This window comes from Alienimonas sp. DA493 (assembly GCF_043951915.1).
Lineage (GTDB): Bacteria > Planctomycetota > Planctomycetia > Planctomycetales > Planctomycetaceae > Alienimonas.
Genome location: NZ_JBINJD010000180.1, coordinates 1 through 10,261 on the forward strand (window position 1 = coordinate 1; position 10,261 = coordinate 10,261).

Here is a 10,261-nt window from a genome sequence, read left to right on the forward strand (position 1 = left end):
GGCGAGACCGGCCGGCTCGGCGCCGGGGCCGGCCGGGCGTTCGTTCAGCAGGTCGTGGGGAAAGGCCTCCTCCAACCAGCCGACTGTCGGCCGCGGCGGGGGACTCGGCGGGCGCGGACCGCCGCCGCCTCCGCCGCCCCCGGAGGGCGGCCGGGGCGGGGACGGCGGGGCGACGCCCACCCGCACGCCCTGGATCACGTAGTCGAGGTACTTTTCCCAGTACGCGTAGTGCAGGAGCGAGTCCGCCGGCGGCGCCACCCCGGGCATCAGCGGGCGGAGTTGAAGGTCGATCAACGCGCTGTAGCACTTCCGTTTGCGGACCGCTTCGTCGTCGGTCGGCAGGATGCGGTATCGCAGCGGCACGGCGGAGTTCGCGAGCGGGCCGTCGTCCTTCGTGAGGTTCGCGTAGGCGTACCGGTCCTCCGGCACCAACCCGCCGCCGACGTACTCCAGCCGGCCGGGGTACTCGCCGAAGCCGAGGTCCTCGAACAGGTCCTCCGCCAGTTGCGTGCCGATGTTCGGGTAGCCGGCACCGCGGAAGGCGTCGTTCAGCAGGTCCGTCGCCCAGCCGACCTCGGTGTCGTCGTTCATCGACCCGCTGAGGTCCACCACGAAGCAGATGTCCCGCGGGTGCACCACGGCGACCGCCTCGGTCCGGGCGTCGAACGTCTCCGCACCGATCACCGGGCCGAACAGCAGTCCCTGGTCGTTCCGCCGGGTGATCACCTTAACCGCGTTGGGGGCGAGGGCGTCGGGGTCGAAGGTGCGGGCCTCGAGGTCCCAGAAGCCCAGCGAGACGTCCTCCTCAGGCACGTACACCCGGTCGTTGTTCGCCCGGTTCTGGGCCGCGATCCGTTGGGCCTCCAGGCGGACGGCGGCGGGGCCGTCGGCCAGCTCGGCGGCGCCGGCGAGGGCGGCGGCGTCCGCGGCGTTCTGCAACTCGCCCCGCGTCATCGCCACGTAACCCACGTCGATGCTGAAGGCCAGAAAGGCGAACGCCAACACCAACAGCGCCGCGGCCAGCGGCAGGATCACCCCCCGCCGCGGCGCCGGGCCGGGCCCGCCGGCCGGACGGCGGCCCGGTCCGCGGACCGCAGCGCGAGGGGGACGGCGGACGACGTGCACGGGAGGGGCTCCGGGGGAAACGCGGCGGCCGCCGGCGGGCATCCCGGCGTCCGCCCCAACGCTGGGTCGCCCCGCCGGCCCCGGCGCGACGAACCCGCCGCCGGTCGCCCGAAACCCGATCCGGTCGTGCCGATCGCGGCGTCCCTGACGCCGCCCGGCCGGCTCATCCCCGGCTCATCCCCGGCTCACCCGGCCGTCGGACCGGCGCCGAACCGCTCCAGCAGCGCCGCCCGCCGGTACGCCAGGCCCTTCTCCAACTCGCTCCGCAGCCGGTCCGCCGTCAGCACGAAGCCCAGCAGGCCGCCGGGCGGGGCGAACCGGTACGTCTCGCGCACCGTGCAGCCGGCGTCGGGTTCCCCGCCGGAGGCCGGGGACACGGCGTGGTCGTTCTCGAAGACGGGCAGCGGGCCCTTGGTCATCGTCTCGGTGAAAGTCCCGCCGGCGGGGCCGCGGTCCTCGAAGGCGGTGACGGTGTAGACCACCCGCTGCGGCACGCCGAAGCCGACGACCTCCAGTTCGTTCGCGGTGCCCTCGGCCATCACCTCCGGCCCGTTCAGCAGCCGCACGCCGGCGTTCGGGTCGGTCAGCGTCATCACCTCCGCCGGCCGGATCAAACAGGCGAATACCTCCGCCGGCGTCGCGGCGAGGGCGACGCTGAACTCCAACTCGTGAACCGCGGGCATCGGGCAGGGGGCGTGAGGGGGACGGCCCGCCGAGCATAACGGCCCGAGCCGGCGACTCCCCGCTCCCCTCAAAGGGGGGAAAGGGGCCGGGGGCGAGGGGCGGCGACTCCCGGCCGCCCGCCCCGATCAGTGCTCGGGCTGCCGGACTCGGGGGCGGAGAGGGACGGGCTCCGTCCGCACCCCTCAGTCGTCGAAGGAGTAGTCCCGCAGCCGGTTCCGCGGGACGACGCCGGGGGCGTCCGGCTCGGGCCGCCGCGGCTCCGCGGCACTCTGCACCTCAGCCTTGTAGGCCCGGAGGGCGTGCTCCAGGGCGACCCGCTTGGCCCGCACGTCGGCCAGGCGGTCGCGGGTGTGCACCGTCGTGGCGAACCAGTCCAGCCCGGCGAGGAACAGCAGACCGCACACGCCGGTCATCAGGACCGCCAGGTAGGCCGGCATCCACGGCTGAGCGGCCGGACCGGCGGCGGCGAGGGCGGCGTCGCCGGCGGGAATCGCCACGCCCAAGAACACCAGCAGCCCGGCCACCTTCGCCCGGCGGCGGTAGCGGGCCCGGTGGAAGTCGAGTTCCCAGTCCTCCAACTCCCCGCGGGCGGCCTTCTCCTCCGCCCGCTCCCGCCCCCGCCGGTGCAGGAACACGGCGACGACCCCGACGGCGACGAGCCAGAGCCCGAAAGCGGTCGGCAGCGGGTCGAACGGCACGGCGGTCTCCGGAAGCGGGGGCGGGTCACTATCCGCGGCGAACCCCGACCGGTCCAGCGGCCGCCCGCCCGCCCGCGGACCGGGGCGCCCCCCGCCGGCTTGCCGAACCCGACCGGCCCGGCGACGGTCCGCCGGTCTTCCCGCCCCGCCCGCCCCCGCCCCGTCGCCGGTCGCCCCCGTTGGTCCAGATCATCGAATACGCCGCGGTCGTCAGCGCGGCGATCTACGCGGTCGGGCTGTCGGCCCGGCATGGGATGGACGCGGTCGGAACGCTGGCGCTGGCGGTGATCGTGTCGTTCGGCGGAGGCACGCTGCGGGACCTGCTGCTCGACCGGCACCCGCTGTTCTGGATCGCCCGGGAGCGGTACGTCGTGGTGGTGGCCGCGATCGTGACCGTCGGCGTGCTCGCCCCGCGGCCGGTCGCCCGGCTGGAGGGCTGGCTGCGCATCCCGGACGCCCTGGGGCTGGGCACCTTCGCCATCACCGGGGTGGTCATCGCCCGGCAGGAGGGCGCCGGCCCGCTGGTCAGCGCCCTGCTGGGCGTGGTGACGGGCACCTTCGGCGGGGTGATGGGCGAGGTGATCTGCAATCGCGTGCCCAGCCTGTTCAAGCCGAGCACCCCGCTGTACGCCAGTTGCGCGTTCTTCGGGGCGTGGTGCTTTCTGATCCCGGTGCAGCTCGGCGCCGACCCGCGGGCCGTGCAGCCGTTCGCCGTCGCGGCGATCGTGGTGCTCCGGCTGATCGCGGTGCGACGCCAGTGGAGGCTGAAGCCGGTCGGCGACTCGGTCGAGCCGACCGCGGAGGAGGACCTCGCCCCGGTCGACGTTCACCCCCGCCGCGCCGCGGCCCGGCGCCGCCGCCGTTCCAAAGGGACCGCCCGGCGTCGGTAGCCGCCCCGATCGGCACCCCAAACCGCGTCACGCCCGGGGGGACGAGTCGCCCGCTTCGCCCGCTTCGCCCGGGGCGTCCTCCGGCGTCAGCGGCGCGGCGACGGCCCGCACCCGGTCCAGATCCGCCCGCACCCCCAGCTCGTCCGCCCACCGATCGAGGTAAGCGTCGTCCAGGGCGGCACCCTGTTCGATCAGCACCCCGGCGACGTCCCGCTCCTGGCGTTCCGAGCCGCCCATCTGCCGGCCCCAGAGCAGCTTGCCCAAGACGATGTCCTCCGGCGAGGTCACCCAGAGCGATCCGGTGGAGAACGGCGTTCGGGTTCGGCGGGCGAACCGTTCCCGATCGAACGGGTTGTCTTTCGTCAGGATCAGGTCCAGCTTGTATTGGGTGACGTTGCTGATGGCATTGAACATCCGCCGGTTCTTGAACGCCTCCGCCGCGGCCTCCGGGGAGACGTAGAAATCTTGCCGCTGAAGGGCGCCGACCAGCCGGGCCAGCGCGCCGCGGTTCGGCGGGTCAATGACGAGGTCCGCGTCCAGCGTCATTCGCGGCTCGCCGTGCACGCTGCTGGCGAACGAGCCGGTGACCATGTACGGAATTTGAAGCGAATCCAGCAGTTCCCCGGCGCTCAACAGAAACTCGTCCAGCGTTTGATCCGGCCGGAACCCGCCGGGCGTCTCGCCAGCGCTCACGGCTCCTCCCAGCCGACGGCGGCGGCGTAGACTCGGAACGTCTCCGGGCCGAGCATCTTACGGGCGAGGCCGCGACGGAGCTGTTCCGGCGACCACTCCGGGTGCCGCCGCCGCAGACCGCTTTCGGCGAGCAGTCGGGCGGTGCGGTGCAACTGGCCGACCATCGCCAGCTTCCGGGCCGGGCTCTGCCGCCGCAGGCCGTCGGCGAGCGCCCGGGCGGCGTCCGGGGCGGTGTCGGGGGAGGTCAGGCTCATGGGGGCAGTCTACCGGTCGGACTCGCCGGCGGGACGGCCGCGGGCGCGAAGACCTCGGCGTATTGTCCCCATCGCGGGTAGCGGCCGGTCCAGGCCACGTACCCGGCCGGCAGCCCGAGCACGACCAGCCCCAACGTCGCCCTGAACGCGTCAGCCCACCCGCCGGCCCGCCACATCGCCGTGACGTACCCGGCGAACAGCGCGAGGATCAGCAGACCGATCGCCCGGACCGCGTACGGCCGGGTCCGCCGCGACAGGGCCGCGGCGGCGACCAGCGCGTTGAACCCCGCACACGCGGCCATGCCCCACCGGGCTCGTGCCGGGAACCCGGGCGTCGCGGCGAGCAGCAGGAACGCGGTCCCGCACGCGACCGCCCCAAAGCCCAGGGCGAGTCGGGCGGTGCGGCTCATCCCAGTCGCTGCCGCAGGGCGTCGTTCTGCCGGCGCAGTTCCGGCGGGAGGCGGTCGCCGCAGAGGTCGAACCATTTGTCCCGCTGGTCGCACTCGGCCAGCCAGTCGCGGCGGTTCACGGCGAATAGGGCCGCCTCGTCCGCGGCGCTGACGCCGAGGTCGTCCATGTGCAGCTCCTCGCGGGTGGGGCGATAGCCCAGCGGAGTCTCCACGGCGTCGCCGACGCCCTGCACGCGGTCCACGATCCACTCCAGCACCCGCATGTTGTCGCCGAAGCCCGGCCAGAGGAACCGGCCGTCCTCCCCCCGCCGGAACCAGTTGACGTGGAACACCTTCGGCATTTTGGTGCCCCCCTGCGCCCCGACCTCCAGCCAGTGCCGCCAGTAGTCGGCGATGTGGTAGCCGCAGAACGGCCGCATCGCCATCGGGTCGAACCGCAACTCGCCGACGGCGCCCTCGGCGGCGGCGGTCTTCTCGGAGGACATCGTCGCCCCGAGGTAGGTGCCGTGCTCCCAGTCGAAGGCCTCGAACGCCAGCGGCATCACCCGGCTGCGGCGGCCGCCGAACACGATCGCGTCGATCGGCACCCCCTGCGGGTCCTCCCACCGGTCGCTGATGCTCGGGCACTGCCCGGCCGGGGCGGTGAACCGGCTGTTCGGGTGGGCGGCGGGATGGTCGGCGGCCGGCGTCCAGGGCTGGCCGAGCCAGTCGACGCACTCCGGCGGGGCCTGTTCGAGGCCCTCCCACCACACGTCGCCGTCCGGCTTGAGGGCGACGTTGGTGAACAGCGTGTTCGCCCGGCAGCTGGCCAGGGCGTTGCGGTTGGTGTCTTCGCTGGTGCCGGGGGCCACGCCGAAGAAGCCGTGCTCCGGATTCACCGCCCACAGCCGACCGTCCTCGCCGAACCGCAGCCAGGCGATGTCGTCGCCGACGGTCTCCACGCTCCAGCCCTTCGCCCGGTCGGCGACGGGGGGCACGAGCATCGCCAGGTTCGTCTTCCCGCAGGCGCTGGGAAAGGCGCCGGCAATATACGTCGTCTCCCCCTGCGGGTTGGTGACCCCGACGATGAGCATATGCTCCGCCAGCCAGCCCTCGTTTCGGGCCTGCACGCTGGCCAGCCGCAGGGCGTGGCACTTCTTCCCCAGCAGGGCGTTGCCGCCGTAATTCGAGGAGAAGCTCATAATGAGGTCCTCGTCCGGGAAGTGGGCGATATAGCGATTCTCCCGGGAGAGGTCGCCCGTGCTGTGCAGGCCCTTGGTGAAATGGCCTTTGCGGGCCAGTTCTTCCAAAGCGACCCGGCCCATGCGGGTCATGATGCGCATATTGGCCGCGACGTAGGCGCTGTCGGTAATTTCCACGCCGACCTTGGCCGCGTCCCCGCCCGGCGGGCCCATCACGTAGGGCACGACGTACAGCGTGCGGCCGGTCATGCAGCCCTCGAACAGCGGGTCGAGGACCGCCTTCATCTCCGCCGGCGATTTCCAATTATTGAGCGGGCCGGCGTCCGCTTCGTCTTCGCAGCAAATAAAGGTGCGGTCCTCCAACCGGGCGACGTCCCCCGGATCGCTGCGGTGCAGGAAGCTGCCGGGACGCTTGCGCTCGTTGAGCTGAATCAGCGTGCCGTCGGCGACCATCGCCTCGGTCAGGCGGCGGTACTCGGCGTCGGAGCCGTCGCACCAGTGGATGTGGTCCGGCCGGGTGCGGGCGGCGACGGCCGCCACCCACGATTTCAGTTCCTCGGCGGCCTTGGCGGGGGACTCGGTGGCCTTGGCGGGAGAGCCGTGGGGAGCGTCCATGATCCGGGCGACTGATGCGCGAGTGGCGGCGGCCCCCGGGCGGGCGACGGGGGGCGTGGCGGGCGGAACCCCCGAGCATACCGCCGGGGTCCGCGGGTGTCGGCGCGGGTTTAAAATCGCCGCGGGACGGTCGAACGGGTTACGATCTGTGGATGGGAACGCCCCCGCCGCTCGCCGGAATGCCGGGATTCGATCTGACGGACGCCGCCGCGGTGCGGCTGGACGCGATCTCCTTCTTCCTCGCCGGGTTCCTGCTGGCCGCGGCGGTCGTAATGGGCTGCTGGAATCTGCTGCGGAAGGATTTTCCGAAGCTGCCGCGGCTCTCCTACAAGCGGGCGCTGGCGGCGACCGCGCTGTGGGGGCTCGTGTTCCTGCTGGGGCTGACGATGATCTCCGGCGCCCGCGAACTGCTGACCCCCGGCGCCTGGGAACGGGCCGGCTGGACCTACGAACTGACCGACGCTCCCCCGCCCGATCCCGAAGTCGCCCGCGACCGCCGCCGGGCCGGCCTCGCCGCCCTCTACGCCGCCTGGCGCGACCGCGGCGACGACCTGCCGGCCGAGGTCCTCACAATCCCCGGCCGGGCCCCGCGGACCTACCGTTTGATTGAAGGCCGCACCGCGGAGGACGCCGGCGCCGTGCTGGCGTTCGAGCCGGATCTGTTCACTGCCGACGACGGCGGGGCGGACCCGTTCGTGCTGTTCGTCGGCGGGTCCGTGCACCAACTCCCGCGGGAGGTGCTGGAGACGTTGCTGGGCGAGCCAGAGCCAGAGCCGGATACCGAGCCGGAGCCGGAACCGTGAGGGCGGGATTCACCCGGACGGAACTCGTCGTCGTCGCCGGCGTGCTGCTGACGCTGCTCGTGCTGTGCGGCTGCGGCGGCCTGCTGGAACTGCCCGGGCGGCTGCTGTTCGGGTGGGTCTCGTTCCTCGGCCGGACGCTGCCGCGGGTCTCGGTGAACCCGGCCGGGGTGGCGACGTTCGCCGTGCTGCTGGCCGGGCTGGCGGCGGTTGTGCATTCCCTCGGCCGCTGGGGGCTGTCAGGGGGCGAGGTCGGCCGCGGGTGGGGGTGGCGGGCGACGGCGGCGGTCTGCGGGCTGACGGTCGGCCTGTTCGCCGCCGGCGTCGCCGCGACCGGCGCCGGGCACCAGATCGGCTGGCTGGTCCGCTCGCCGGTCCCGCTGAACGAGCCGTGGGAAGGGAGCATGGGGTCGCTCGTTCGGAACGACCTCAAGGAAGTCGGCCTCGCTTTGCACAACTACCATTCGACTTACAAACAGTTCCCCGCCGGCGGAACCTACGGCCCGGCCGGCCGGGCCGAACACGGCTGGGCGACGCGGCTGTTGCCGTACCTCGACGAAGCCGCCCTCGCCGAGCAGGTCCGCTGGGGCGAACCGTGGCGCTCCCCCGCCAACCGGGAGCCGTTCTCTCAACCCCTGGACGCCCTCGCCTCGCCGTATTACCGCCTGCCGACAGAGGACGCCGACGGCTACGCCCTCGCCCACTACGCCGGCAACGGCCGCGTGCTGACCGACGGAGACGGCCTGCAACTCCGTGACCTTCGAGACGGGACCGTGACCACGATGCTGGCCGGGGAGATCGCCGACGGTTTCCTGCCCTGGGCCCACCCGGCGAACACGCGGGATCCGGCCGTCGGGTTGAACGCCCCCGGGGGCTTCGGGGCGCCGCGAAACGGTGGCGTGTACGTGCTGCTGGCGGACGGCAGCGTGCAATGGCTCAACGACCACGCGGACCCCGCCGCGGTCAGGGCCCTCGCCACGCCTGACGGCGGGGAGGAGATCGAACCCGGCGAGTGGTGAACCCACGCCGGCGGACCCGCTAGGCTGGGGGCATGCTCGCCCTCCTGCTCGCCGCCCCGCTCGCTTTCACGCCGTTCGACGATTCCGCGGAGGCGCAAACCGGCCCGCCGCGGGCTGTGATCGCGGGGGATTACGAGAAGAGGACCCTCGCCAAGGTGAACGCCGACGGGGAGACCGTCTGGTCCACGCCGATCCGGGCGATCCACGACCTGCACGCGCTGCCGAACGGGCACACGCTGTTTCAGACGAACTTCCGCAACGTGCTGGAAGCCGACGCCGACGGCGAGATCGTCTGGCGCTACGACGCCCCGGAGGGGGTCGAGATTCACGCCTTCCAGCGCCTGCCCGACGGGGCGACGCTGATCGCCGAAAGCGGCAAACGCCGGCTGATTGAGGTCGAGAAAGACGGTTCGATCCGCGCCGAAGTGCCCCTCACCGTCGACAACCCGGACAAACACCGCGACACCCGCCTCGCCCGTAAAACGCCGGCCGGGACGTACCTCGTCGCCCACGAAAACGACGCCGCCGTGCGGGAGTACGCCGCCGACGGCACGGTCGTCTGGACGTACGACGTCGGCTCGAAAGTCTACGGCGTGGAGCGGCTGCCCAACGGCAACACCCTCATCGGGACCGGCGACGGCCACCGGGTGATCGAGGTGAACCCCGAGGGGAAGATCGTGTGGGAACTGACCTCCGACGACCTGCCCGGCGTGGAACTCGTCTGGGTGACGATGGCGACCCGCAAGCCGAACGGGAACACCGTCGTGGTGAACTGCCACGCCGGCCCGACGAACCCGCAGATCCTCGAAGTGACGCCGGACAAGAAGCTCGTCTGGAGCTTCAAGGACTTCGACCGCTTCGGCAACGCCCTCCCGGTCGCCGTGCTGCCGGGCGAGTGAGCCGTGGGCCCCGCGGCCGTCAGTCCTTTGCGGGCTGAAACAGTTCCTGCACGAAGTGGTACAGCGTGTTCCGCCAGTGAGCGGCGTCGTGGCCGTGGTCGTCCACGTGCCAGACGTGCGGCACGTCGTGTTCCTTCAGGTACTGGTGCATCCCGCGGCTGATCCGCATCAGCCCGTCCTTGGCGCCGCAGGAGAGCCACAGGAGTTCGAGCTTCTCGGCCGTCTGGGCGGGGTTCGGGACGAGTTCCGCCGGGGCCTTCGTGTTCGGGGCCGAGGAGAACCCGCCGACCCAGGCGAACGTGTCGAGGTGGGTCAGGCCGAAGTTCAGGCTCTGCCCGCCGCCCATCGACAGCCCGGCCAGCGCCCGGCTCTCGCGGTCGGTCTTCACGCTGTAGCGGGACTCGATCGCGGGGATCACGTCGTCCAGCAGGTCCCGTTCGAAGACGGCGAACGCCGGGGCGCTGGCGAACACGTCCCCCTCGGCCCGGTCGTTCTTCTGGGCACGGCCGTTGGGCATCACGACGAGCATCGGGACCGCTTTGCCGTCGGCGATCAGGTTGTCCAGCATCACGTTCGGCTGGGCGAACCGGGTCCACTCCGTCTCGTCCCCGCCGATGCCGTGCAACAGATAGAGGACGGGATACGTCTTCTCCGGCGTGTAGCCGGGCGGCGTGTAGACCTGCATTTTGCGGGTCGTGCCGACGGTCTTCGATTCGTACTCGATCGTCTCCAGTTTGCCGTGCGGCACGTCGTCCCGCGGGGCGACGATGTCGGCGGGCGGGGCCGGGCGGGCGGGCACGTCGTCGGGGGCGAGTTCGACCGGGCGGCCGAACCGCGGCTCCCCGCCCCGCCGGTCCGGGCCGCGGCGGCCGGGACGGTCGTCGTTCTGGGCCGCCGCGGGCAGGGCCGTGGCCAACAGGGCGAGCGCGGTGAGGACGTACTTCATGACGGGAACAGGCGGGGACGAAAGCGATGCGGGGGCGGGAGGCCGGC

Annotated in this window: 12 protein-coding genes; 4 read left to right on the forward strand and 8 right to left on the reverse strand. The window is 72.5% G+C overall.

What is annotated here, in order from left to right:
- The 3 genes from ACG2DA_RS19615 to ACG2DA_RS19625 form a co-directional block, all read right to left on the reverse strand.
- The coding region (locus ACG2DA_RS19615) for a TadG family pilus assembly protein (RefSeq protein ID WP_395257970.1) at positions 1-1,035 on the reverse strand (1,035 nt) is incomplete at its 3' end.
- Positions 1,036-1,310: 275 nt separating this feature from the next.
- A complete protein-coding gene (locus ACG2DA_RS19620; RefSeq protein ID WP_395257972.1) occupies positions 1,311-1,808 on the reverse strand; it encodes an SRPBCC family protein in 498 nt (165 codons plus the stop codon).
- A 183-nt stretch (positions 1,809-1,991) separates the two neighbouring features.
- Positions 1,992-2,507, reverse strand: coding sequence for a hypothetical protein (locus ACG2DA_RS19625; protein ID WP_395257974.1), 516 nt, complete (start codon positions 2,505-2,507; stop codon positions 1,992-1,994).
- Positions 2,508-2,686: 179 nt separating this feature from the next.
- On the opposite strand from ACG2DA_RS19625, the gene ACG2DA_RS19630 reads away from it, so the two are divergent.
- Positions 2,687-3,397 carry a trimeric intracellular cation channel family protein gene (locus tag ACG2DA_RS19630; protein WP_395257975.1) on the forward strand — a complete coding sequence of 237 codons (711 nt, stop codon included), beginning with the start codon at positions 2,687-2,689 and terminating at the stop codon, positions 3,395-3,397.
- Positions 3,398-3,424: 27 nt separating this feature from the next.
- Here ACG2DA_RS19630 and ACG2DA_RS19635 read toward each other — a convergent pair whose 3' ends face one another.
- The 4 genes from ACG2DA_RS19635 to ACG2DA_RS19650 are packed head-to-tail and all read right to left on the reverse strand — an operon-like array spanning position 3,425 to position 6,550.
- Positions 3,425-4,090 (reverse strand): hypothetical protein, encoded by a 666-nt coding sequence (locus tag ACG2DA_RS19635; RefSeq protein ID WP_395257977.1) that lies wholly within the window; start codon positions 4,088-4,090, stop codon positions 3,425-3,427.
- Complete coding sequence (locus ACG2DA_RS19640; RefSeq protein ID WP_395257978.1) at positions 4,087-4,344, reverse strand: hypothetical protein; 258 nt, start codon at positions 4,342-4,344, stop codon at positions 4,087-4,089. Before ACG2DA_RS19640 ends, ACG2DA_RS19635 begins: the two co-directional genes overlap by 4 nt.
- Positions 4,341-4,754 (reverse strand): hypothetical protein, encoded by a 414-nt coding sequence (locus ACG2DA_RS19645; RefSeq protein WP_395257980.1) that lies wholly within the window; start codon positions 4,752-4,754, stop codon positions 4,341-4,343. The genes ACG2DA_RS19640 and ACG2DA_RS19645 overlap by 4 nt, the downstream gene beginning before the upstream one ends.
- Positions 4,751-6,550, reverse strand: coding sequence for a phosphoenolpyruvate carboxykinase (GTP) (locus ACG2DA_RS19650; protein ID WP_395257982.1), 1,800 nt, complete (start codon positions 6,548-6,550; stop codon positions 4,751-4,753). Before ACG2DA_RS19650 ends, ACG2DA_RS19645 begins: the two co-directional genes overlap by 4 nt.
- A 152-nt stretch (positions 6,551-6,702) precedes the next feature.
- On the opposite strand from ACG2DA_RS19650, the gene ACG2DA_RS19655 reads away from it, so the two are divergent.
- Genes ACG2DA_RS19655 through ACG2DA_RS19665 form a run of 3 tightly spaced genes read left to right on the forward strand, consistent with a single transcriptional unit; the run spans position 6,703 to position 9,268 of the window.
- On the forward strand, positions 6,703-7,353 hold the full coding sequence (locus ACG2DA_RS19655; RefSeq protein WP_395257984.1) for a hypothetical protein: 651 nt from the start codon (positions 6,703-6,705) through the stop codon (positions 7,351-7,353).
- Positions 7,350-8,369, forward strand: a complete 1,020-nt coding sequence (locus ACG2DA_RS19660; RefSeq protein WP_395257986.1) for a DUF1559 domain-containing protein — start codon at positions 7,350-7,352, stop codon at positions 8,367-8,369. The genes ACG2DA_RS19655 and ACG2DA_RS19660 overlap by 4 nt, the downstream gene beginning before the upstream one ends.
- 32 nt (positions 8,370-8,401) lie before the next feature.
- Positions 8,402-9,268: a PQQ-binding-like beta-propeller repeat protein gene (locus tag ACG2DA_RS19665; RefSeq protein ID WP_395257988.1), complete on the forward strand. Its 867-nt coding sequence runs from the start codon at positions 8,402-8,404 to the stop codon at positions 9,266-9,268.
- A gap of 19 nt (positions 9,269-9,287) precedes the next feature.
- On the opposite strand, the gene ACG2DA_RS19670 is transcribed toward ACG2DA_RS19665, so the two are convergent.
- Entirely contained in the window at positions 9,288-10,214 is a 927-nt protein-coding gene (locus ACG2DA_RS19670; RefSeq protein ID WP_395257990.1) for an alpha/beta hydrolase, read from the reverse strand.
- Positions 10,215-10,261: the final 47 nt, after the last annotated feature.